General features: G+C 45.8%; 17 protein-coding genes. 9 read left to right on the forward strand and 8 right to left on the reverse strand.

Going from position 1 to position 25,265, the window contains the following annotated elements; all coding sequences use genetic code 11:
* Positions 1-40: 40 nt before the first annotated feature.
* The gene (locus tag QUA10_RS22125) at positions 41-934 is read right to left on the reverse strand and encodes a CNNM domain-containing protein (protein WP_333084704.1); all 894 of its coding nucleotides are present in this window, start codon (positions 932-934) and stop codon (positions 41-43) included.
* 367 nt (positions 935-1,301) lie between these two features.
* Positions 1,302-2,387, reverse strand: coding sequence for a hypothetical protein (locus QUA10_RS22130; RefSeq protein ID WP_333084703.1), 1,086 nt, complete (start codon positions 2,385-2,387; stop codon positions 1,302-1,304).
* 114 nt (positions 2,388-2,501) lie between these two features.
* Between QUA10_RS22130 and QUA10_RS22135 the strand changes: the two genes are divergently transcribed.
* Positions 2,502-3,410, forward strand: coding sequence for a YihY/virulence factor BrkB family protein (locus QUA10_RS22135; protein ID WP_333084702.1), 909 nt, complete (start codon positions 2,502-2,504; stop codon positions 3,408-3,410).
* Between the two features lie 404 nt (positions 3,411-3,814).
* Complete coding sequence (locus tag QUA10_RS22140; protein ID WP_333084701.1) at positions 3,815-4,831, forward strand: glycoside hydrolase family 104 protein; 1,017 nt, start codon at positions 3,815-3,817, stop codon at positions 4,829-4,831.
* Between the two features lie 116 nt (positions 4,832-4,947).
* Here QUA10_RS22140 and QUA10_RS22145 read toward each other — a convergent pair whose 3' ends face one another.
* From QUA10_RS22145 to QUA10_RS22155, 3 genes are all read right to left on the reverse strand, one after another.
* Positions 4,948-5,664 carry a DevA family ABC transporter ATP-binding protein gene (locus QUA10_RS22145; RefSeq protein WP_333084700.1) on the reverse strand — a complete coding sequence of 239 codons (717 nt, stop codon included), beginning with the start codon at positions 5,662-5,664 and terminating at the stop codon, positions 4,948-4,950.
* Positions 5,665-5,907: 243 nt separating this feature from the next.
* Positions 5,908-7,092, reverse strand: coding sequence for an ABC transporter permease DevC (devC, locus tag QUA10_RS22150; RefSeq protein WP_333084699.1), 1,185 nt, complete (start codon positions 7,090-7,092; stop codon positions 5,908-5,910).
* A gap of 64 nt (positions 7,093-7,156) precedes the next feature.
* A complete protein-coding gene (locus QUA10_RS22155) occupies positions 7,157-8,584 on the reverse strand; it encodes an HlyD family efflux transporter periplasmic adaptor subunit (protein ID WP_333084698.1) in 1,428 nt (475 codons plus the stop codon).
* Between the two features lie 115 nt (positions 8,585-8,699).
* Between QUA10_RS22155 and QUA10_RS22160 the strand changes: the two genes are divergently transcribed.
* Positions 8,700-9,308, forward strand: coding sequence for a TetR/AcrR family transcriptional regulator (locus tag QUA10_RS22160; RefSeq protein WP_333084697.1), 609 nt, complete (start codon positions 8,700-8,702; stop codon positions 9,306-9,308).
* A gap of 86 nt (positions 9,309-9,394) precedes the next feature.
* Here QUA10_RS22160 and QUA10_RS22165 read toward each other — a convergent pair whose 3' ends face one another.
* Both QUA10_RS22165 and QUA10_RS22170 read right to left on the reverse strand, forming a co-directional pair.
* Positions 9,395-10,516, reverse strand: a complete 1,122-nt coding sequence (locus tag QUA10_RS22165) for a flagellar assembly protein H (protein ID WP_333084696.1) — start codon at positions 10,514-10,516, stop codon at positions 9,395-9,397.
* 49 nt (positions 10,517-10,565) lie between these two features.
* The gene (locus tag QUA10_RS22170; RefSeq protein ID WP_333084695.1) at positions 10,566-12,077 is read right to left on the reverse strand and encodes a mechanosensitive ion channel domain-containing protein; all 1,512 of its coding nucleotides are present in this window, start codon (positions 12,075-12,077) and stop codon (positions 10,566-10,568) included.
* A gap of 981 nt (positions 12,078-13,058) precedes the next feature.
* Between QUA10_RS22170 and QUA10_RS22175 the strand changes: the two genes are divergently transcribed.
* Positions 13,059-17,912 (forward strand): PAS domain S-box protein, encoded by a 4,854-nt coding sequence (locus tag QUA10_RS22175; protein WP_333084694.1) that lies wholly within the window; start codon positions 13,059-13,061, stop codon positions 17,910-17,912.
* A gap of 5 nt (positions 17,913-17,917) precedes the next feature.
* Complete coding sequence (locus QUA10_RS22180; protein WP_333084693.1) at positions 17,918-19,246, forward strand: response regulator; 1,329 nt, start codon at positions 17,918-17,920, stop codon at positions 19,244-19,246.
* A 19-nt stretch (positions 19,247-19,265) separates the two neighbouring features.
* Here the strand turns inward: QUA10_RS22180 and hpsU are convergent, their stop codons facing one another.
* Positions 19,266-19,943: a hormogonium polysaccharide biosynthesis acetyltransferase HpsU gene (gene hpsU, locus QUA10_RS22185; protein WP_333084691.1), complete on the reverse strand. Its 678-nt coding sequence runs from the start codon at positions 19,941-19,943 to the stop codon at positions 19,266-19,268.
* 55 nt (positions 19,944-19,998) lie between these two features.
* Here hpsU and QUA10_RS22190 point away from each other — a divergent pair, with 55 nt between their 5' ends.
* From QUA10_RS22190 to QUA10_RS22205, 4 genes are all read left to right on the forward strand, one after another.
* The gene (locus QUA10_RS22190; protein ID WP_333084690.1) at positions 19,999-20,796 is read left to right on the forward strand and encodes a cation diffusion facilitator family transporter; all 798 of its coding nucleotides are present in this window, start codon (positions 19,999-20,001) and stop codon (positions 20,794-20,796) included.
* A gap of 388 nt (positions 20,797-21,184) precedes the next feature.
* Positions 21,185-21,337, forward strand: coding sequence for a sulfotransferase (locus QUA10_RS22195; RefSeq protein WP_333074486.1), 153 nt, complete (start codon positions 21,185-21,187; stop codon positions 21,335-21,337).
* 105 nt (positions 21,338-21,442) lie between these two features.
* On the forward strand, positions 21,443-21,610 hold the full coding sequence (locus QUA10_RS22200; RefSeq protein ID WP_333084688.1) for a hypothetical protein: 168 nt from the start codon (positions 21,443-21,445) through the stop codon (positions 21,608-21,610).
* Positions 21,611-21,726: 116 nt separating this feature from the next.
* On the forward strand, positions 21,727-25,265 hold a 3,539-nt coding region (locus tag QUA10_RS22205; protein WP_333086371.1), incomplete at its 3' end, for a DUF4347 domain-containing protein.

Genomic DNA, 25,265 nt, shown 5'->3' on the forward strand with positions numbered 1-25,265 from the left:
GAGAAAGATTGGAGAAATCATTTTCCCTAGCGGTAGTAATTCAATTTAACACAAGTTCTGGCTGCTGAGTCTCAAACAAGGGGCGAGTTACCTGACGCAGCAGCACTGTTTCTAAACTGCCTTCTACTACATTTTCTGCTTCTATTTCCAGCTCACCCCACAATAGCCGATCGCCTTGATTGGGCATTTTACCCAAATTGTGGATCACGAACCCGGCGATTGTTTGGTAAGCTTGGTTAGTCGGCAGATTTAACCCAAGTTTTTCGTTAACTGCTGTCACTTCCCATAGGCCAGAAATTAGTGCCGAATGAGCATCTTTTTGAACGAGAGTTGCCTCGGAAGGTAACAGCAGGGGTTGAGACTCTTTACTGGTAATCCAACCAGTCAGTAGCCGGACAGTACCGTTGAGAATTGCTAGCAGTGGCCACAGTAATTTTGAGCAGATTTCGAGGGCCGGCATCAGTAGCAAAGCGGTGCGTTCTGGGGCGTGGGTTGCTAATACTTTGGGGATGAGTTCTCCTAAGACTATTTCTACGTAAGTTACTAAGATAAAAGCTACGGGAACTGCGATCGAATGAGCAGTCAGCATAGCGGGAAAATGACCGATCGGCAATTTGTCAATCCACGGTTCGATCCAGTGTACAGTCGCTCCCTCACCCAACCAACCCAACAGCAAACTCCCTGCTGTTGTGCCAGTTTGAGTGACAGACAGGTAATGCGGTATGTTGTTCTGAGCTTGGTGGACGAGTTCGGCGGTTTTGGCGGTTGGGCGATCGTCCAAGTGGGTAAGTTGGCGGATTTGATGGCGATCGGCTGATACTAATGCTAGTTCTGACGCCACAAAAAAGGCGATTAAAAGTGTTAAGCCCACCAACATTGCTAATCTCAGCGTTGTTTGAGCGACTTCTATTTCCAGGCAAGTAAGGTTGTTCAAGATAGATATCTAATATGATAGAGGTTTTAGGTTAATTCTTTTATTTTAGCTTGGGATTCAGATAGGTTTATCCCCCGATATTTCGGATATCCCCACTACCCTTATTCGTAGGTGCGCCGAGGCACACCTTATCCGTAGAACTTGTGAACTCTTTCCTCTCTTCCTTCGCGCCCTTGGCGTCTTCGTGGTTCGTTTTAACTGAGATATTGCACGATTCTCAATTACTTGTTTAGGAACAGGCTTTTTGGCCTGTTCCACAAGAGATGATTTTTTTTGTGGAACAGGCCGAAAAGCCTGTTCTTGACAATGGTGCAAGATGTGAGTTAAACAAAGAATCTAATTCACAACACCGGAACTCATTGCTGTATCAACTCTCCCTTACTCCCCGGATCGAATTAATTTCCGTAAAAGTCTGCACCGGATCGGACTTCAACCCGCCTTGAATGTAATTCAACTTCACTTCTTCTAACAAATCCGACAGCAGCGACTGCAATTCCCCAAGAGTTTTCTCATCTTGCAATTCCCGTCGCAAACTTTGATTAAATTCTTGGCTGAAATTATCGAGAATTTTTCGACCTTTATCGTCTTCATAAGTAGTAGCTACCACATCAACAGCAGTTTGAGCCAAATAATTCGCTAGTTGTTCCGTCATCTCTGTCGGCAAAATGTTAATCGGAGAGAAAGTTTGCAGGATTTGATAGAAATCCGACTGTTTGATTGTTGTTTCCAAATTGTGGTGCAGCAATTCTTCCAAATCCGGTTGCACCTGTGGCAAAACTTTGTAAATTGTCAGATCCAAAATCCGCTTGGTAATTTGTTCGATCGTATTTTCCTGATTGACGTGAAGGTACGGCTGCTGCGCCAGCAACATCTGCGCCGCGTCGCCCTGTTTGATCGAACTTTTAGCTTGATTGATAAACCGCACCATCATGTATTCCGACATCGTATTGGCTAAATAAGCCACCGGTTCGTAGGTAACTTGAGCAACTACGCGATCGAGATTTACCAAACCCGACTTGTGCAGCCGCACCAATACCGGCAGAATCCGCCACCCCTGCCAAATCGGGATCACCAGAAACACTTCGTACCAGCGCCTCAGCACAAAATTAAACCAAGTTACCCCCGGTTTACGGCGGGTGTGGAACAGACTTTTAATCAAAAATTCCGCCCCGAAAAAACCGATAAACAACGCATCAATTCGCCAAAACTGGTCAGCACTTTTCAAATATTCGGGATTTGGCAAACTTGAATTAATGCCTTTAATCGGGTCATAAATTTTAACTAAACCCGGAAAATAGCTCTGATAAACAGGGCGCAACTGAAGATAACTGAAATGGAAAAGTACCAGCCAGAAATTAACCAGCGCTACTAAGGCGCTTAATTTAGCCCAATAAATTGCTTTTTGGGACAATGTTACATCGGTGTTGTTAACAGTTGTGTTGGAATCAGACATAAAAGTAATTTCCCGAATTTGGTAATCGATAAATCTATCTTGTGGCCGACGCTAAAAAACTCCTAACCTCTTAAAATCCCTGGGTAAACGCTAAATATAAGGAAACCAAACGTCGTGAACTTAAAAACAGTCATATCACTGCTAAAACAAACTTTTACTGAATGGCAAGAAGATAAAGCGCCAACCTTAGCCGCCGCCCTAGCCTATTACACAGTCTTCTCCCTCGCCCCGCTGCTAATTATCGTGATTGCGATCGCCGGTTTAGTCTTTGGTGCAGACGCAGCCCAAGGTCAAATCGTCGCCCAACTCCAAAGCTTAATCGGCAAAGATGGCGCCGAAACCGTCCAAGAACTAATCCTCAAAGCCTCCGAACCAAAGTCGGGAATGATTGCTACTTTAGTCGGTATCGCTACACTTTTGTGGGGGGCTTCCAATGTTTTTACTAATCTCAAAGAAGCCCTCAATACTATTTGGAATGTTTCACCGCCTCCCGGACGCGGGATCTGGGGATTTCTGCAAGATCGCGTATTGTCTTTTGCAATGATTTTAGGCATAGGCTTTCTACTGCTAGTATCTTTAGTAATTAGTGCCATTTTAGCCGCCGTTAGCTATTGGTTGAACGGCTTGCTGCACTTACCAGTCGGCATTTGGCAGATTGTGGACTTTGCTCTCTCCTTTGGCGTAGTTACGCTGCTTTTTGCCTTAATTTACAAACTTTTGCCCGATGTCAATCTTGCCTGGAATGATGTTTGGATCGGCGCCGCCATCACCTCAGTGCTATTTACGATCGGCAAATCCTTAATTGGAGTTTACCTAGGTGGTAGCGGTATTGCCTCTACCTACGGTGCTGCTGGCTCGTTCGTGATTATCTTACTTTGGATCAATTATTCGGCTCAGATTCTCTTCTTAGGTGCTGAGTTTACTCAAGTTTGGGCTAACCGCTACGGTTCCCTGATGCTGGCAAAACGCAAAAATTTGCTCAGCATTCAAGCTGAGGAATCCTCCGGGCCCAAACACCGGTAGAATTCTTAATATTAGATACAAAAAAATGCGATCGCTCGCTTTTGAGCCAGCCGGATGCCAGTACCTTGAAACCTATGTCAGTTGGGACGGCGAGGCCTGTCGAATCACTAAATTTTAGACTCAACCCATCGCCAAATCTGCCCGTGAACTTGACCGGGCGAACACTTAGTAGTATCACTGGATATGGTTGAAACCAGTTTATCTTGATCCCTATCGCTGCCCTTCGGTGATGACCGAAAAAGTTGAAGTTTGCGATCGCCCCGAAAGAGATTTGTTTCCTTGCCAGTCCCCAATTTCAACGGTGAAACCAATCTCAAGTCCACAAACTGGGATATTTCAACCTGAACTGATATCAGGAGGTACTTTTGTACGCATCAAAACATCTGGGAAGCCACCTGCTCCCTATGTCAGACATGGAGCTAATTCGCCTGTGGGTAAACCGCAAATCCCCCCGCAACCGGCGCTTTAGCTGGCAGGCGGCCAACCATTTTCGAGTGTTTGTCGCAAAACCGCTGGCACAAGTTACTCTGACAGATGTGGAGACTTTCGCCGCAGCGATGAGAGCTCGGAAACTTCCACCGCGTTTCTACCAGCAAACCTTGCTAGCGCTGAAATCGCTGTTCGCCTTCGGCCAGCAAACGAAAATTTTGCCCGCAACACTCCCCCTTCACCGGTGGCCGGTTCTGCGCCGGAATCACTCCAAACTCCTTCGTTTTCAACTCTCTTGGGGTTTCTTAATCTGTTTGTGCTTTTTCTTAGGTCGAATGACGCCGAGGCTGCTGTGGGGACAATCGGTCTCGGCAGGAAGCTCGCCCGCCCCGAAACGCCTGCCGGAAGTGGCGGCGCTCGATTCACCAGACAAACGAGAGGATAACATCGATCGCGATCAATCGCCCAAAACTGCAACCCTGAATTCACCATATCCCAGACAGGATAGCAGACTCGATAGCATCAGCCCCGAACGTCGAGTCAAAGCCTTTCTCGACACGATTGCCGCCGCCGAAGGAACTGCTAGCCCCGACGGCTACCGCACCCAGTACACCGGCACGAAATTTGTCAGCTTTCAAGATCATCCCAGAGAAATGAGGTGCGGCCGTCGCTACGGCAAAAAACTCTGTTCCGACGCAGCGGGGCGATATCAGTTTCTCAGCACAACTTGGGACAGATTTGCTAAAAAATTTGGCGTCCGCGATTTCAGCCCAGAAAATCAAGATTTGATGGCTATAGAGTTAATCCGAGAAAAAGGTGCCTTAGAAGATATAGAAGCGGGGCGATTGGAGTCAGCAGTCATAAAACTCGCTTACATCTGGCCTTCTTTTCGGCGTTATGGCGGTTCTGTAGAATCGTCGATGCCCAAACTCGAAGCAATGTACCTGCAAAATTTGGGGATTTACCGGCAAGGATTGGTTGTTAGAAATTAGTGAATAGTCCCCGGACGAGTTTAGATTGGGGTTTGGTAATTTTGGATTAAATTTTGACCTCCAAAATTGAAAATGAGGGAGTTAGGGGTGATGTCTATTCTTCGGAAATTTAAAAATTAGGCTAATTTTCCATCTTCCATGTGAAGGATGCGATCGGCAATATCCAAAATACGGTTATCGTGGGTTACTAACAGAATAGTACAACCCTGTTCTTTGGCTAGTTGCTGCATCAAATTCACCACTTCGCGACCGGATTTGCTGTCCAGGGCGGCTGTCGGTTCATCAGCTAGAACAATTTGCGGTTGACTTACCAAAGCGCGGGCGATCGCAACTCTTTGTTTCTGTCCTCCCGACAAATCATCTGGATAATAGTTAAGCCGCTGTTCCAGTCCTACTAACTCTAGCATTTTTGCAGAGCGATCGCGCATTTGGGAACGCGACAAATTCCCGTGAACTTCCAAACCCATCTGCACGTTTTGCAGCGCCGTCAAACTGCGGTGTAAATTGTGCGCCTGAAAAATATAGCCAATTTTGCGCCGCGCCTTTACCAATTGGTCTGAACTTGCTTTGCACATCTCTTGACCGAGAATTTTGAGACTTCCCGATTGACCGGATCTCAGTCCGCCAATCAAAGTTAAAAGCGTAGTTTTTCCCGAACCGGAAGGCCCTGTCATCAGCACGATTTCACCTGCCTCAATGTCGAGATTAATGTCAAAAAGTACCTGTTTTCGCAGTTGACCTTGACCGAAGTAGTGGTCGAGTTGGTGCGCGGAAATTACAGGTGCAGGAATCTGTAATGCGTTGGTTGTTGGGTAGAGAGTAGTAGAATTCATATGTTATTGGTTTGAGGTTGGAGATTTAATTAAGAGACAAGATTGCCTAAATATGTGATTAAGAGGCAAACCGCAGATGAACGCAGATGAACGCAGATGGATTTCAATATTGGGAAATTTTGCACTTCAAGTCTAATAAACCGCTTTTGTCGCCAATAAGGCAGAGGAAAAAGAAGAGAAGGATTATCAAAATATGTTTTTATTCAGAGCTTTAGTCTTTCATACTCTCTGATTCCTTTTCCATTAAAACATATCTGCTGGATCGGCAGCTTGCAGTTTACGAGTGGCAATTGCTCCAGAAATAGTGCACATAATTACGTTCAAAAGTAAGACTATAAATGCTCTAAGCAGCGTCATATAAAGGGGTAAGTTTGTAGCTTTGCGAGTTAAAGAGTAGAGTCCGAGAGAGACTCCTACTCCTGGCAAAAAACCGAGGACGGAAAGAATTAGAGCTTCTTCAAAAACGATGCCGAGTAAATAAACATTGCGGTAGCCCATTGCTTTGAAAGTAGCGTATTCTCCCATGTGGTCGCTGACATCGGTTGAGAGAACTTGATAAACAATAATCACACCAACTACAAAACCCATCGCGACGCCTAAATTAAATACAAAGCCGATCGCAGTATTCTTAGCCCAATAGTTTTTCTCAAAATCGATAAATTCTTGTTTGGTTAGTACCTTGACATCCGGCGGCAAATATGCTTTTAAAACTTGTTGAACTTCCACGGGGTCAGCACCCGGTTGCAGTTGAATTAATCCGGCATTAACACTCGCGGCGTTTTGTCTGGGAAACAGGCGCAGGTAATTTTGATCGCTAGTCATCAAAATACCGTCGGCGGCAAAAGATGCTCCAACTGTGAATAAACCGCTGACGTTAATCGTGCGCCGCTCGACCTCAGCTTTAACGGCTTTTCCTCGATCGATTTGCGCGATCGTTCTTTGGTAATCTCCCCTAGAAGCTCGATCGAACAACACAGTATCCGGCAATTTAATCGCGCTCAAGTTTTGGTTGACTTCTGGAAGCGCAAACGCAGGGTGATTCGGATTGAAACCCACCACCATCAGCGACGTTTCGCGCCGAGTTTCGGGATTTTTCCAGTTAGCAATTTTCACGTAAAGCGGTTCGGCTGATTTCACGCCCGGTACGTTCATTGCTTGATACAATCTGCGCCTAGGGAAGGAAGACAAATTAATCAAATTTCGCGCTTGGGGGTGAATCAAAACTAAGTCTGTTTGCAAGGCTTGGTGCAGCCGCGTATTGCTGGTGTAAAGCGCATTTTGAAAGCCTAACTGCATGAACATCAAAACGTCAGCAAAGGCAATTCCTGCTACTGCAACGAGCATTCGCCCTTTGTCGTGACTCAGTTGCAGCCATCCGAGGGAAGTTCTGCGTCTTAATTGTTGTAAGGGTTGGATGAGTCCAAGCATATGATTTTAGATTTTAGATTGGTGATTTTGGATTGAAGAAAGCTACCCGGCGGTTTAAGTCTTCTTAATCTTTAATTTCGCCGATCGCCACTTTGACTTGCAAATTGGTTAATCCCGCTACTTTCTGGCTGGAAGCTTCATCTAAGCGCACTTTTACTTCCACAATTCGACTATCAATATTCGCAGAAGGATCGGTGTTAACAATGTTTTGCCGCTGCACTTGTAAACCAATATGTTCGACAGTTCCGCGCAATTCGCCGGTCAAAGCATCGCTAGTAATTTTGGCGGTTTGTCCGAGGCGTACTTTGTCCACATCGCTTTCGTAGATTTCCGCAACAGCCAGCATCTCGCGAGTTTGTCCGAGTTCGACAATGCCGTCGTTTCCTACCCTTTCCCCCGGATGCGTGTGAATTTTCAGGACTTGGGCGTCTCTGGGAGCACGGATGTAAGCTAGATCCAGATTGGCTTTGGCTTGTTTGGCTGCTGAAGCAGCGGAACTGACTTCGGCGGCGGCTGCTGCTATGTCAACGGGACGCACTTCGGCGATGCGATCGAGATTTGCTTTGGCTTCGTCGATTTGCTGTTGTCGAGATTGCTCAACTTGGCTGAGTTTGGCTTGCGCTTCGTTAATCTGCTGTTGGCGGGATTGTTGAATTTGATTTAGTTTTGCTTGGGCTTCGTTAATTTGTTGTTGGCGCGATTGGCGAATTTGATTCAGTTTTGCCTTTCCTTCGTTGATTTGCTGTTGGGCGGTTTCGGCGGCGAGGCTTTTGCTGTCGCTAGTTGAAGCGGAAATTGCTCCTTGTTCATACAGTTGGGAGTAGCGCTGATCCTCGCTTATGGCGTTGCGGAGTTCGGCTTGGAGACGGGCAATTGTGGCTTGTTGGGTTTGAATTTCCCCTTGTTGTTCGGCCCTGATGCGGGCAATTGTGGCTTGTTGCGCTGCAATTTCGGTGCTGCGATCGATTTCTAGACGCGCCACGATCGCCTGTTGCGCTGTGATTTCGTTGCTGCGATCGGCTTGTAAGCGGGCAATAGTGGCTTTCTGGGCTTGAATTTCGCCGTTTTTGGCTCCAGCTTTGACTTTTGCTAGGTTTGCCTCGGCGACGCGCACTTGTTCTTGAGCTTGGTCGAGGGCCGCTTGCAGGCGATCGCGGCTGTCCAAAATTGCGATCGCCTGACCTGTTTTCACCCTGTCTCCCTCTTTTACCAAAAGTCGATCGATCCGGTTTCCTTCCGTCGCACCGGAGGCGGAGACTTTAATTACTTCTCCTCTGGGTTCGAGTCGCCCCAAGGCTGTAACTGTGGTTAATTGGGATGCTGCCACAGATGCTGCTGCGGCTACTGCGTTGGGATCGGGTATGCGCGATCGCCAGATCGTGTAGCCTGTGGTTCCTGCTGCCCCCAGGGTTACTACTGCTGCCACAACTAGGAGTTGTTTAACTAGGGATGGATTTGAGGATAAGCCGTCTGCTGTTGGTTGGTGTACCATGACATACCTCTTTGTGAGAAGATAAAACTAAACGGTTTAGTTCCGATATGTTTTAATACTAAACCGTTCAGTATAATAATGTCAAGATCCCAAATAAAAATTACAGAAGCAAGGTATGGCAAGGACAAAACCGATCGAAGCAGACGCAGCAGGAGGGGACAAGAGCGAGCAAATCCTGCGAGGTGCGATGCAAGAATTTTTAGCCCACGGCTACGCGGGGACGAGTATGGACAAGGTAGCGAAGACGGGCGGAGTTTCCAAAGCCACGGTTTACAGCTATTTTGCAGATAAAGAAGGATTATTCGCGGCTTTGGTACAGCGGCTGGCGCGAGAAAAAGTCCATTTTACAGTTCTGGATGAAGAACCGGCCGTAGCGCTGCGATTCGCTGCCACAACTATATTGGATCAGGCGACCCAGGAACCAGAATATCTCAATTTTGTGAGGTTAGTGATTGCCGAATCAGGGCGTTTTCCCCAGCTAGCGCAGACTTTTGTGAAAAACTTAGCTAAACCGGGTATCGAGCGGCTAGCGGAATATTTGGCATCGCATCCAGAGTTAAAATTGCCTGATCCCGAGGCAACTGCGCGGATTTTTATCGGAGCTTTGGTATATTTTCAGTTAATGCAGCATATGATGCACGGTAAAGAGATTATCCCAATGGAGCGCGATCGACTGATCGACGGTCTGCTTCACTTGATTTTATCCCCGCAGTCTAATTCCTAAGTGCGATCGACAGAATTTAGGAATTTTATTTGAGAACGATCGCAGCCATAAAGAGCGAGATCGCTTTATGGCTGCGATCGCAGGTTTTAGTCAGATGTTTTTCCTAACCTGTCCCTCAATTCCTCAGCCGATAACTGCGGCAGTTGTTCTACAAACAATGCCAATTCTGTCACAGGCAATACCAATAAATTAGTAACGGCTGTAGGCAGAATAGCGCCCAATTCAGGCGATCGTATTTGCAACGCACTTTCAGCTAACAATTTAACCGCTGCTTCCCGCCCCGATTCATCGACGGTCAGCATCGATATTGCCAGCAACAGCACTGTAAATTCCGCCGCCGCCAACTTGGATATTGGGGATAGAAAAACTGTCATTTTTGGACTTAATTCTCCAAATCTAACTCGCAGGAAGTTTTCTAAGATTAAGCGCTGTTGTTCTTGTCTGCCTCGTTCTAGCCCTTGTTCTAGCCCTTGTTCTAGCCCTCGTTCTAGGCCTTGTTCGAGTCCTTCTTCTAGTCCTTCTTCTCTAGCTTGTTGCTGTGCTGCTTGTATTTGTTGTTGAAAAAGTGGTGCAATGGCCATAATTAACTCCCGCTCTTCTGGCTCTAATTCTTGTGGCGCATCGGTTACTAAATTTGACTGTAACCGATACAGCAATTCTAGCGCGATCGTCCGCAACGGATCGTCTGTTGCTAAAGCGCTCAATTGGGAAATAGCCCTTTGCTGCACTCCCCCTTTGCCCAACATCCTCAACCACAGGGTTTCTGGAGTTTCTGGCAACTGGTGAATCGCCACAATTGCAGTTCGCAAAGATTCCCCCAAAAAATAAATTCCCTGCATCCAATTCTCTGTGTCTGGTATCGCATTAAAGCTATCTACCAATGCTTTCGATGCTGTGGGCATCAAAATCCACAGTTTGGGTAACTGAGCGTCATCATAGCGAGTATTTTCTCTCCTGAATTTTCGCTCCAATTCACCTCGCACGTCCAATAACTTGCCCAGACAGCTACAAATTTCTCTGACGTTTGCCGGATTGCGAAACGGTTCAAAAATTGCAGTTGTGCTTGCCATTTTTCCCAACAATCCCAGGGTTTCTGAGTATTCGGGAATTGCGGTGCTGGGAGTGAAGTAAACATCGATTTCTCGAACTTCGGAAGCCACATCGCAGCCGATATTCACCGTTCCAATCGGGGACAGCAACTCTTCCACAAATTCTTTGGCAAAGAGATCGTGAATAAATCGCGTCCTAGAAATAATTTCAAACGCTAAATAGATTTTTTAGCCGTTTTCTCACCCATTCTACAGGATTTTCCTCCTCTTCTGCTGCATCTACCAATTCCATTTCTCGCAATAATTGCTGTCTCTCGCGGAGTTCTTCTTTGTGTTTGACTATTTCTTGAATAATCTGTTCAGATAAATCCGGTCGTTCCGTTAAAACTTTTTGGAAACCTTCTTTATTGATGGCAAACAAAATTGTTTCTTCCAAAGCTCTCACCGAAGCAGTTCTGGGGATTCCCAACATCAAAGAAAGTTCCCCGAAAAACTGACCAGTACCGAGGTTATTCAGATGTTTGTCAATAGCTTCTACAAAAACTTCTACTGAACCTGAAAGAATCATGTAAAAAGCATCTCCGGGGTCGTTTTCGTGAAACAAATATTCTTGCGGTCGCAGCCGTTTGCGGTATCCAACTTCAATCAATTGCCGCAATTCAAGATCAGTCAGATTTTCAAAGTATTCCACCTCTCGCAGCAAACAGCTAAGCGACGATGGCTTTTTCAGTTTCTCTGCAAAAATTGGCTGTTTTTGCTCATTTTCCGAGTAACTGTTCGGGAGGTCAATTGCAGTTTCTTTTTTGTTGAACATTGACAACAGAACTTCGGGGTTTTGCAAATAAATTTCTCTGTCATTGAACGGAAATTCTATCTTTTGGTGGCGGAAATTGTATTCAATTGCAAAATTTAAAGAACTTTTAATTATTTCTCTTTCAGTCGGCTTGTCCGTCCAAACCAAAAGTTCAAATTTAAAACTATCATCACCAAACTCGACAAACAATACTTTCGGATTCGGTTCGTACAAAACTCCTGCTTCTTTGTAAGCAATATTTAACAGAGTTTCTGTCACTAACAGCGGGTTACTATTCTCGGCTACTTCTACGGGAACTCGCAGACAGAGTAGGGAGTTTTCGTAACTCCAGTTAACAATTTTGTTGCTAATCATTTTGCTGTTGGGAACTATGACGCTTGAGTCCTCAGTGGTTTGGAGGATGGTAGATCGAATCGATATTTTTTTGACGATTCCCATTAATCCTTCTAATTCCACAAAGTCTCCGACTTTCACAGGTCTGTCTAAAAGCAGCGTTAAGCCGCTGACAAAATTAGTTGTTAAATCTTGGATTCCGAAGCCAATTCCGACTCCCAATCCCCCCGCAACTACTGCAAAAGAAGCGAGGTTGAAACCGATGCTTTGGATGGCGACTATCACCCCCAAAGCTACTATCAAATACCCAATAATTACTGCGATCGCTTCCCGGTTTCCCTCGTCAATTCCTAGTCTGACTAGCAAGCGTTCCTTAAGAAAGTTTGTAAAAGAGCGTGCTATGACAAGGATAGCCATAAACAATATAATCAGTTCCACCAGTGACTGCAACGATACTGGATTTTCACCTATTTTAAATAGGGTAGCTGTAAATATTTGCGATATCTGTGTCAATACTTCTTCGGGGATTGTATTCAATTTAAATTCAGGGAAGAAGGTTTTTTGTGTGGTCATTTTTTAAGAAAAGTAGTAAGAAATAAAGTTCTCAGTACCCAATGTCAAAATACAATACTGAGAGCGTTATCATAAATTTTAACCTGTTTTTAGAGTAAAAAAGTGAAGTCGTTAGATAGATGTGGTTCCTCATAATACGCTGTTATCCCTCTTGCCAATTTTTCGGATACCTGGTCTTCGCAGGCCTGTGGTTAGTGTGCCACTTTTTCGCGATCCGAGAGCCGACTCATCTATTGTTAAAGCGATCGCTCTACTAACTTTAGTCAACATTAACTCGATTCGAGTTTATCATACTCTCCACTATTTTTTTTTGAAGTCCCGTTATCAACTTAAGCAGAGATTATTCAATGACTATTTAAGTGGACAAGTCAAATATCCAAGTATTACAATGATTTAGACTGGTGGGAGAGATATTGCTATTACTCTGCCAGTTGCGTCCCTCTTCTGTATATCTAAGTCAAAATTTAACGCATCTAGCTAAAATTGATAACGTTCCAAGAATACTTGGCATTCTACTGACATGGGGGAAAACTATAATTTAATCGCATTTGTCAATCCGTAATTTTACTTAAAATACTGCTTGTTGAGGAGTGGAAAATTGGCGATTTGGGGGTAGGTGGTCATAAATATGGCGATCGCCATGATTGCTCGATCGCCCAAATCTTAGTTTCCCCCCAAAAATCTGAGTAAATTATGAGCATAATTGCTGATTGACAAATGCTTCCCTAGCTTATGGTGTTACCAATGTTCTACCGATAGGATTGATTAGGAATAGAATTAATGAGCAATAGAACTGCTTGGCGATACATCTGAAGAATTAACGGAAATATTGTCGCAAGGGATACATATATCGCCGATTGAAAACCTAATTGTCGCCCTACTGAACGTTTTATTCAGTACCAAAATAGGAGAAAACGAAAACCTTACGAACCCGTAATTGGAAAGAAGTTCTAGAATTATAGCTGAAATGCACGAGCCAACATGAGCAAATTCCCACCAAAGAAAACCCAACCGCCACAGCAAGAGAGCACAACAGCACAGGCATTGCGACAGGCTCACTTCGACGCTTTTTTTGCAGGTGCCAACGCCGGAATGCTGATTTTTGACCGCCAACTCCGGTATGTCCAAATTAACGAAGTTTTGGCCCAGACCAATGGCGTTTGTGTGGCAGACCATATTGGTAGGTCAGTGCGTGAAGTGCTGCCAGAATTGGCTCCGACTGTGGAACCGATGCTGCAAGGCATTCTGGATACAGGCAAGCCCATTCTCGACTATGAATTAGTAGGTGAAACGCCGAAAGAACCGGGCATCCTGCGCTACTGGCAAGCATCTTACTATCCTTTGTTGGATGAAAATGGTATCGTTTTTGGTATTGGTGGGATTGTAATTGAAATTACCGATCGCAAGCGGGCAGAACAAAAGCAGGCACGACTGACGGCAATTTTGGAAGCAACTTCCGACTTAGTAGGAGTTTGTGATGCGGCTGGGCATAGCGTCTATCTCAACCAAGCCGGACAGGAAATGCTGGGGTTCTCCCCAGAAGAAGCACGATCGCCGTTTACTATAGATTCTGTATTAACTCCCTCGGCTAAAGCAAAGTTCCACAACGAAATAATTCCCACCGCCTTGCGAGAGGGTAGGTGGGCTGGTGAAACCCTGTTTTTGTCACGCGATGGGGAAGAAATTCCAGTCTCCCAGGTTTTGATCGTCCACAAAACCGAAGCGGGTGAAGTCGAGTTTATTTCCACTATTGCGCGGGATATTAGCGATCGCAAAAAAGCAGAGGAAGAACGGCAATTGCTCGCTACCACGATCGAGAATAGCCGTGACTTTATTGGCGTGGCCTCAATGGATGGTCGCCCGATGCTAGTGAATCAAGCGGGTCTGGATTTAGTGGGACTCAGTAGTTTGGGGGAAGCCAGAACCAAAAAGATTACCGACTTCTTTATGGCAGAAGATTTGGACTTTGTACAGCAGTCTATTCTGCCTGCGCTGATGCAAGAGGGAAGTTGGCGGAGTGATTTCCGCTTCAGACATTTCCAGACAGGTCAACCCATCCTGGTAGATTACACCCTATTTTTGATTAGACATCCAGAGACTAATGAACCGGTAGGGATTGCCACTATTACGCGGGATATTCGCGATCGCAAAAACGCAGAAGATGTCCTCAAACAAAATGAAGAACGATTTCGTTCTTTAATCGAAGCTACCGCTCAAATTATTTGGATCGGTAATGCTGATGGCGAATTGGCCAGCGAACAACCTACTTTAGGTGCATTTACAGGACAGACATTTGAGGAGTATAAAGGATGGGGCTGGCTAGATGCCATGCACCCAGATGATCGCGCTCATGTTGGTAGTATATGGTCGGCTGCCGTGGCAAATCGCTCGCTCTATGAAGATGAATTACGTATGCGCCGGTATGACGGCGAATATCGGTACATGAGTTGTCGTGGTGTACCAATTCTGAACGCGGATGGTTCAATTCGCGAATGGATTGGAGCTAATACAGATATTACCGATCGCAAACAAGCTGAAGAAGCTCTGCGCGAACAGCAAGCTGTGCTGCGCGATCGCAACGTCTTGCTGAGCTCTATCTTGGAAAGTACGCCAGACATAATAGTTGTTAAAGACCGGGAAGGCCGATATGTTGCCCTTAATTCCAATGGGGCAACCTCCTTTTACGGTAAACCCATTGAGGAGATCCTGGGTAAAGATGATTCGGAACTCCTTCCCCCTGCTGCTGCCGTTCCAATAATGGCAAAAGACCGCGAGATCATGGAAGCAGGCACTACTGAAACCTACGAAGAAGATGTTTCTAATGGTAAGATCACCACTTCTTTTTTAACGACAAAAGCCCCTTGGCGGGACGCTCAGGGCAATATTCTCGGCATGATCGCCATAGCACGAGATATTACCGATCGCAAACAAGCTGAAGAAGCTCTGCGCGATCGTAATGCACTGCTAAACTCTATTTTGGAAAGTACACCCGACTTCATTGTCGTTAAAGATCGAGAAGGGCGTTATGTTGCCATTAACTCCAATTTGGCAAACTTCTTGGGCAAGCCAAGTGAGGAAATCATCGGCAAAGATGATTGGGAATTACTGCCTAACGCTGCCCGTGAAATGATGGCAAAAGATCGTCAAATCATGGCAACAGGAATCACTGAGAGTTACGAGGAAGATATCTCTCGTGATGAAACCCCAAGGACCTTTTTAACTACAAAAGCTCCTTGGCGGGATGCTAATGGCAATATCCTCGGCCTCATCGCCACAACGCGAGATATTACCGATCGCAAACAAGCGGAAGAAGCGTTGCGACATAAAGAAACTCAGTATCGCAGTATTTTTGAGTCGGTGAACGATGGCATTATTATCACAGAACTAGAAACCGGAAAAGTAGTCGCCATCAATCCGGCGCAAGCCAGAATCCACGGCTACACTTATGAGGAGTTCGCTCAACTACCACCTGGAGGCTTCATACACCCAGATAGTTACCACCTATTTGTGGACTTCTTAGAAACTGTGAAGGCAGGTAAGCAGTTCTTCTGTCATGCCATTGATGTCCACAAGGATAACAAGTGCATTGATGTGGAAGTTACAGCAACCCCCTATTGGCAGGATGACAAGCTGTATGCGTTATCTGTGGTGCGAGATATTACTGATCGCAAACAAGCGGAAGATGCGATCAAACAAAGCGAAGAACGCTATCGCTCGCTAATCCTTGCTACGTCCCAAATTGTCTGGACAGGGGATTCTGAGGGGCGATGCCCGGATATGCCGACTCTGAGAGCTTACACTGGACAAACCGTAGAGGAGGTGGTTGGTTTTGGCTGGTTAGATGCAATTCACCCGGACGATCGCGAATCAACCGCTCAGGCGTGGATGGAAGCAGTGCAAACGAAAAGCCTGTATGACATAGAATATCGAATCCGGGGAGCGGATGGAAACTATCGTTATTTCCAAGGTAGGGGCGTACCTATTCTGAATGAAGATGGCAGCATCCGGGAGTGGGTTGGCACTTGCACCGATATCCACGATCGCAAACAAGCCGAAGATGCTATAAAACAAAGCGAAGAACGCTATCGTTCGCTAATCGCTGCTACGTCCCAAATTGTATGGACAGCGGATGGTGAAGGAAGATGCCCGGATCTACCGAGTTGGAGAGCTTACACCGGACAAACCGAAACTGAGGTAATTGGTTTGGGCTGGTTAGATGCAATTCACCCGGACGATCGCGAACGAACCGCTCAGGTGTGGATGGAAGCAGCGCAAACGAAAACCCTGTATGACATAGAATACCAAATCCGCGCAGCGGATGGAAATTATCGTTATTTTCAAGTTAGAGGCGTACCCATTCTTAATGAAGATGGCAGCATCCGGGAGTGGGTTGGCACTTGCACCGATATCCACGATCGCAAACAAGCAGAATTCGTACAGGCAAAAGCCAGGGAAGCAGCAGAAGCAGCTAGTCGGGCCAAAAGTGAATTCCTTGCTAACATGAGCCACGAGTTGCGGACTCCGCTTAATGGGATTATGGGATACGCCCAGATTCTTCAGCGTTCCAAAGTCTTGAATGAAGAAGAGCGATCGCGCATTGATGTCATTTATCAGTGCGGTTCGCATTTACTGACCTTAATCAATGATATTCTCGACTTGTCGAAGATTGAAGCACAGAAAGTGGAACTCATGCCCACGGATTTTCATTTCCCGGCGTTCCTGCAAGGTGTCGCAGAAATGTGTCGCATCCGAGCTGAAATTAAGGGAATTCACTTTCATTTTCCATCAAGCCCCGAACTGCCAATCGGTATTCGTGCGGATGAAAAACGCTTGCGACAAGTGTTATTTAATCTTTTGAGCAACGCTATTAAATTTACGGATCAGGGCAGTGTTACTTTTATAGTCAGTTTTGCAACAGAAGGAAAAATTCGCTTTGAAGTACGCGATACAGGTACCGGCATTGCCCAAGAGCAACTCCAAGCTATCTTTCAGCCCTTCGAGCAGGTTGGAGATCGCAAACGGCAGACGGAGGGTACTGGGCTAGGATTGGCAATTAGCCAAAGGATTGTAGAACTAATGGGCAGTACCATTCAGGTTCAAAGTGAGATGAATGTTGGCAGTATTTTCTGGTTTGATGTTAGTCTGCCTCAAGCCGATGAATGGGTGAAAACGTCTCAAATCGACCATCACGGGCAGATTATCGGCATCAAAGACCGCCAACCTAAGATTGTGGTTATTGATGACAAATGGGCTAACCGTTCGGTAGTTAGCAATTTGCTCAGTCCGCTCGGCTTTGAGGTGTCTGAAGCAAACGATGGGCAGGAAGGCTGGGAAAAAATTCTGGAGGTACAGCCAGATTTAATCGTTACCGACTTATTAATGCCCGAACTAGATGGCTTCGAGCTAATTAAGCGGGTTAGAGAATCGGAAAACTTCAAAGACATCATCATTATTGTCTCTTCTGCCAGCGTATTTGAAGCCGATCAATACAGAAGTTTAGAAGCAGGAGGCAACACTTTTATTCCCAAACCTGTTCAAGCCACGGAACTCCTGCAAAAATTACAACAGTATCTTGATTTAGAATGGGTTTATGAAGCTAATGAAGATCCCCTGGCGATCGGCTCAGACACCGATGAGCTAATTGCCCCGCCAGCTAAAGAAATGGAAATTCTATACGAACTGGCTATGAAAGGAAATTTCCTAGAAATAGTTAAGCAGGCGGTATTACTTGAAGAAATAGATCCCCAATATATTCCCTTTGCTAAAAGATTGCATCAGATGGCAAAGGACTTTCAAGACGAAGAGATTTTAACGTTTATTCAGTCCTACAAGTAAGGTTTATGAATTCAGAGATTAAAGCAAATGGTACAATTCTTATAGTTGATGACAATTCAGCCAACTTGGGTGTCTTATCTGATGCCTTAAGTCAGGAAGGATTTGAAGTTCGGGTCGCGAAATCTGGAAAGATGGCACTAGAGCGAGTCAAATATGCTCTCCCAGATCTAATCTTGTTAGATGTCATGATGCCAGAGATTGATGGATTTGAAACCTGTCGTCGATTACAGGCTAATCCAGAAACTAAACAGATTCCCATTATATTTATGACTGCCCTCTCGGATACGGCAAATAAAGTTGAAGGTTTTCAGCTTGGGGCTGTAGATTATATTACTAAACCCTTCCAACAGGAGGAAGTATTAGCTCGCGTCAAGCTGCATTTAAAGCTTCATGTTCTTGCTGATAAATTAGAAGAAAAAAACATATTATTGGAGGAAAAAGTTAGAGAAGTCAGCCAAGCCTACGAGGATTTACAACAAATGCAACTTAAGTTAATCCAAAGCGAAAAAATGTCCGGCTTAGGGCAAATGGCGGCTGGGATTGCTCATGAAATAAATAACCCTATAAATTTCATCTCTGGCAATCTGGGTTATGCCCAAGAGTACGCTCATAACTTACTAAAAATTATACACATATATCAAGAAGATTATGTAAATCCCACCCCTCGAATTCAAGCAGCTATGGATGAAATAGAACTAGAATTTGTGGAGGAAGATTTTATAAAAGTTCTTAACTCAATCAACTTAGGAACGCAGCGCATTCAGGAGATTGTCAAGTCTATGCGAATCTTTTCTCGCCTAGATGAGGCAGACGTGAAAGCAGTAAATATTCATGAAGGAATTGATAGTACACTCACCATCCTGCATCATCGTTTAAAATCAAAACCAGAGCATCCTGAGATTGAAATAATAAAAAATTACGGCCACATTCCACCAGTAGAATGCCATGCTGGACAATTAAATCAAGTGTTCATGAATATTATTTCCAATGCCATTGATGCTTTGGATGAATCTAATCAGCAGCGTTCGTTTGCAGAAATCAAACAACACCCGAACCGCATTCAAATTTCTACAAAAGTAATTCACGATAATTGGGTTGCTATTCATATTAGTGACAACGGTCGGGGAGTTTGCGAAAGTTTACAACCGAAACTATTTGACCCTTTTTTTACCACCAAACCTATCGGTAAGGGAACTGGGTTGGGGTTATCTATCAGTTACCAAATTATCGTTGAAAAGCATGGGGGCAGATTATACTGCCAGCCTACAGAAGGAAAGGGAATAGAATTCGTCATTGAAATTCCAATTCGGCCACAAGCTATTCAAGCTGCTTAGTTTCCCGATGCAATGTCTCTTATGAACTTTGGTTAATTTCTCGCCGATAGCGGGGACGACAAGGTGTTCCCGTGCAAACAAAGCTAGCGGGCATATGTTTAAATACGCTACTGCGAGCTCCGATTAAGGCGTTAGCACCGATTTCTACACCAGGGCCAACGAAGCAGTCGGCGGCAATCCAAACGCCGTTATTAATGACCACAGGTGCTGTGATTAAGCCAAAGGCTGGGTCTTGAAGGTCATGAGTGCCGGTGCAGAGGTAGCTTTTTTGAGAAATGACGCAGTGTTTGCCGATCGCAATTCGATCGAGACTGTACAATACAACATCATCTCCGATCCAACTGTAGTCTCCGATTGCAATTTTCCAAGGATAGGTAAAACGAGCCGTAGGGCGGATAATCACACCACAACCTATTTTCGCTCCAAATAACCGCAGCAAGCCGCTTCTGATGCCGTTAAAAGGGTGTGGAGTGAGAGGAAATGCGATCGCCTGGACGAACCACCAAAGCAAAATTAGCCAAGTAGGCTTTCCTCGATCGAACTTTGATTGATCGTACTTCCGCAAATCAACCAAAGATTCCCCTGTTAAAATATTTGCGTGATTGTCGCTAATTGGACGATCGTTTATTCCCGAATTTGGGGAATTTTCGATCAAATTTTCCGGATCTTGGTTCGGATTTGGTATATAATCGGTCATTGATAGTTAATTTAATGTTTAATTTAAAATCGAGTTTAACCTTAAGGGCTGCTGCATGACATTTCTAGTTAAGGAAAATTTTGACTCTGAAAACGCCAAGGATACCGCACAATGCGAGAATATAAATCCCAGAATTGCCAAAGTGCGACTTTTACAAACAGCATTGGTATTGCTTAGCAGCTTTTTTGTAGCAGAGTTAATCGCTGCACTTAATTCTCATAGTTTGTCTCTATTAGCAGATGCGGGTCACGTTTTTTCAGATGTAGCAGCTTTAGCAATAACTTTGACAGCGACTTGGTACTCCTCAGTCAAACGCAAAAGTCAATCCGTAGATTGTGCGATCGCACAATCGTCAATCCCTGAACGAGGAGAAATCATTGCTGCTTTAATTAATAGTATCAGTTTAGTTGCGATCGCCCTGTGGATTGCTGCTGAGTCGATCGCCCGTTTGCAGTCCCCAACTCCCGAAGTAGAAGGGCTCCCGATGTTAATTACCGCCATAGTCGGTTTAAGCATCAACTCGATTAATGCTTGTTGCTTGCATTCCTGCTGTCACGGCGACTTGAACCTCAAAAGCGCGTTTCTGCACGCAGTCGCCGACATTTTTTCATCGGCTGGAGTAATTTTAGCGGCGATCGCCGTAGCGTGGCTACACTGGAATTGGGCTGACGGCTTAATTAGCTTGCTGGTGTCGGCATCAATAATTTTATTAACTCTACCATTACTAATCGAAAGCATTCAATTGCTGCTAGGAAAAGTATCAGCAATATCCGCCAGTCAACAGCCTTGTGATTGCGAAAAAGTGAGCGCAGAAAAATTGCTTTTTCCATCCCTCGAAGAACTCATCAAATAACATCTCTTCATCTGCCTATATCCGCGTATATCTCCTGAGATATCCGGTTTAAATACCTAAGTAATTAACCCAGCGGTATCTAGATTGTAAAGATATCGTAAACCTTATTATCTACTCATCACAAAGACAAAGATCCGACTTTTCCGACTTTACGATCCGACTTTTCCGACTTTACGATCCGACTTTTCCGACTTTACAGAGGCAGGGGCCCGAAGCAATGATTAGAGATAGGGAAAGCCAACCCACGATGTCTAGATTGTAAAGAGATCGTAAACCTGGATGTTGTGTTGCGAAATGTTAAATAAAAATATGCTATAAAAGATATGTCTTTAGGGGGATACATTAAAGTTGTATCTAAGGTATAAACATTCATTCCCACGCCAGGCCAGTGAAAGCCTACTTCATATCAGGACTACCCCGCTCAGGCTCTACTTTACTGGCTGCACTACTACGACAAAACCCCCGGTTTTACAGCGCTATGACTTCCCCTGTTGGGGGCGCAAGTCGATCAAATGCTGGAAACCGTGAGCGAAGACAATGAGTTTTCCGTGTTCATTTCCCCTGAACAAAAACGGGCACAGCTTATTACCACCCGCCAACTGATCGAGAAGTGATCTCCGACACCAATCGCCTGTGATGCAGCAAATTGCCATTAATTCGGGAACTATTTCCCGAAGCCAAAGTTATCTGCTGTGTCAGAAACCTCGCTTGGATTATGGACAGCATCGAGCTACTAATTCGGCGCAATGCCTTTGATGTTTCCAGGTTATTTACTGCTTTAGCGGAACGGGCTAACAATTTTACCGCCCGATAGATTTGAGCAATAGGACTAATAAATTCTTCAGTCCTCATAGCGAGGACTTAATCGCGGCGGTTTCAACCGCTGCCGGACTTGGATGTAAACGATCAATATAAAGAATTTCAGCAATTATGAACGTACCAACCATGAACAAGCAAATTATTTTCGTAGACTCTTCTGTACAAGATTATCAAAACCTGATAGAGGGCGCAGATGCTAACGCCAAAATAGTCATTTTAAATGACAAGCGTAGTGGCATTGAACAAATTACCCAAGCACTGGCTAGTGAAAGTGGCATTCAAGCTGTTCATGTAGTTTCTCACGGCAACCAAGGCACTTTAAAACTCGGTGCAGACGTACTCAATGGGAATGACATCGAAAATTTCAACACTCAGCTAAAACAGTGGGGAAATGCCCTGACAGCAAATGGCGATATCCTACTTTATGGATGCGATGTAGCCGCCGGAGAAACTGGCAAGAATTTTGTCAAGCGATTGAGCGAACTCACTGGCGCAGATGTAGCAGCTTCCAACAACTTAACGGGTTCTGCGGCACTAGGCGGCGACTGGAATTTGGAATACAGCACCGGAAAAATTGAAAGCCCCTTAGCCTTTGAGTCAACGGTGCTGAAAGATTACCAGTCTACCCTCCCTATTCTTGTTAGCGAAACTTTTACAGGGTCGAGCGTTACTGGGTCTTGGATTTGGGCGGTGACTGGTGCTTCCAACCCCCCTGGTTTAACTGCTGGCCCTGGTTCTAACACCCCCCTGCAAAATTTGAACCTAGATACGGCGGGTAATGGTGCTTTGCGATTAACTTCAGCCAGCACAACTCAAGCCGGCTTTGTTCTTTACAACACCCCGATTACTTCCACCGCAGGCGTTAAAGTTACCTTTGACTTCTTTGCCTACAATGGTATCGCTGCCTTTGGCTCGCCGGGGGATGGGCTCAGCTTCTTCCTAGTTGATGGGACAGCTAACCCGACTTCGGCTGGAAGCAATGGAGCGGGTCTTGGTTACACCAATTTGAGTGGTGGCTATGTAGGAATCGGTTTCGATGAGTTTGGCAGTTTTAGCAGCACCGGACGAGATTCAGTAGCGGTTCGCGGATCTACAGGCACTGCCAACCCTCTTTTACAATCCGTGAGTGTGGCTGGTCAAGGTGGTATAGATGCTGGGAGTGTAGCTAACCGCAACGCCGCCTTAAGACGGGCGCAGATTATCTTAACGCCCAGTAACGCAGCCCAGCCAAATCGCCTGTCGGTAGCGATGGATTTTAATAACAATGGCAGCTTTGCTGATGCGGGTGAAACCATTATCGCTCCCTTCGACATTACTACTAGCAATGGCGCTGTACCAACTACCTTCAAATTTGGCTTTGCCGGCTCAACGGGAGCTGCTACAAATATTCACGAAATCCGCAATCTCATTTACGAGACCCCTACTATCGCCCCCATCCTCAACGATACGGTTGTCGTCACCCTCAATTCTGTCCTAGAAGATGCGGTTGCACCCACTAGCGCTGTCGGTACCCTCATCTCTTCTATTGCTACCATCGGCACGGGGCCAAATAACATCACCGACCTCGACACTGGCGCAGTAGCAGGTGTAGCCATCACCGCCGCCGACACAACCAACGGCAGTTGGTTTTACACCACAAATGGCGGTACTAATTGGAATGCCTTGGGCGCAGTATCCAATACCAACGCTCGCCTACTCGCCGCCGATGCCAATACCCGTATTTACTTCCGACCAAGCGCCAACTACAACGGCCCCGTCACCAACGCTATCACCTTCCGCGCCTGGGATCAAACGGCGGGTGCTAATGGTGGGACTGGGGACACCACTACCAACGGCGGCTCCACTGCCTTCAGCACTGCCACCGACACCGCAGCCATCACCGTCACCCCTGTCAACGACATTCCCAGTTTCACCGCCACCAACCCAGCCTCTGTCAACGAAGACAGCGGGGCGCAAACATTAACGACTTGGGCTACCTTCAACCCCGGCGCAGCCAACGAAGTCGGCCAAACTGCCACCTACACCGTCAGCAACATCGGCACCCCCAGCTTATTTGCCACATTACCTGCCGTAAATGCCAGTGGCAACCTCACTTACACACCCGCCCCTGACGCCTTCGGCACATCCACCTTCGATGTAAGAGTCCAAGACAGCGGTGGCACCCCCGGCGTCGATACCTCGACTACCCAAACCTTCACCATTACCGTTAACCCCGTCAATGATAAACCCAGTTTCAGTAACTTAGGAAATCAAACCCTAACAGCTTGGACAAACACAATTCAAACAGTTAGCAACTGGGCAAATACTGTTATCTTCGGTCCCGCAAATGAAGCCACTCAAACAGTTAGCAACTACACCGTTACTAACAACGACAACACCTTATTTACAACTCAACCAAGTGTAGCAGCCAATGGCACATTGACCTACACTCCCAGTGGTAAACCCGGTACCGCCACCGTTAACGTGCAACTCCAAGATAACGGCGGCATAGCGAATGGTGGTGTTGACACTTCCAGCCCAGCCACATCATTTAATATTACCATTCCCGTACCGAAAGTTAACCTCACTGCCAGCACAACTACTGCCAGCGAAGCCGGGACAACAGCTATTACCTTTACCGCCACTGCCGAAGGTAATGTCGTCGGCGCTCAAACCATTGATTTAGCATTAACTGGTACTGCTAGTGCTGCTGATTTTACTGGTACTATCCCCGCTCAAATAACTATAGCAGATGGGAGTAGTACGGGACAAGTAACTGTCACAGTTAATGATGATAATTTTATCGAAGGTACGGAAACAGCTACTTTAACAATTAGCAAGCCGTCAACAGGCATATCATTAGGAACTACTACTAACCAAAGTGTGACGATTACTGACAATGATACTGCGGGAGTAACCATCACACCTACGACACCTTTAACTACCACAGAAGCGGGTGGAACTGCTACATTCACCGTCAAGTTAAATACGCAACCAACAGCCGATGTCACCATTCCATTAACCAGCAGCAAAACTACCGAAGGTACTGTAGATAAATCCAGTTTAACCTTCACTTCTGCTAACTGGAATACTCCCCAAACAGTCACAGTTACAGGAGTAGATGACTCAATTGCTGACGGCAATCAAGCCTACCAAATCATCACCGCTGCTGATACAACTACCACAGATACCAACTACAAAAATCTCAAACCTGCCGATGTAGCTGTCACCAACACCGACATAGATACCACAGCACCCACAACACCCACGATCACAACTTCTGGGAGTACCAAAGGCACTCTGGCGGGTACGGCAGAACCGAACAGTACCGTGAACATCTTACAAGGCACGACTGCACTAGGTACTGCCACAGCGGATGCCGATGGTAACTGGACATTTACCCCCACGACAGCTTTAGCCGATGGCACTTATGCCTTCACTGCTACAGCCGCCGATGCTGCGGGTAATGTTTCTGAGGCTTCAACTCCAGTTAATCTCATCGTAGATGCCACAGCATCCACAGCCCCCACGATCACAACTTCTGGGACTACCAAAGGCACTCTGGCGGGTAAGGCAGAACCGAACAGTACAGTTAACATCTTACAAGGCACGACTGCACTAGGTACTGCCACAGCGGATGCCGATGGTAACTGGACATTTACCCCCACGAC

It is taken from the genome of Microcoleus sp. Pol8_D6 (assembly GCF_036700965.1).
Classification (GTDB): Bacteria; Cyanobacteriota; Cyanobacteriia; order Cyanobacteriales; family Microcoleaceae; genus Microcoleus.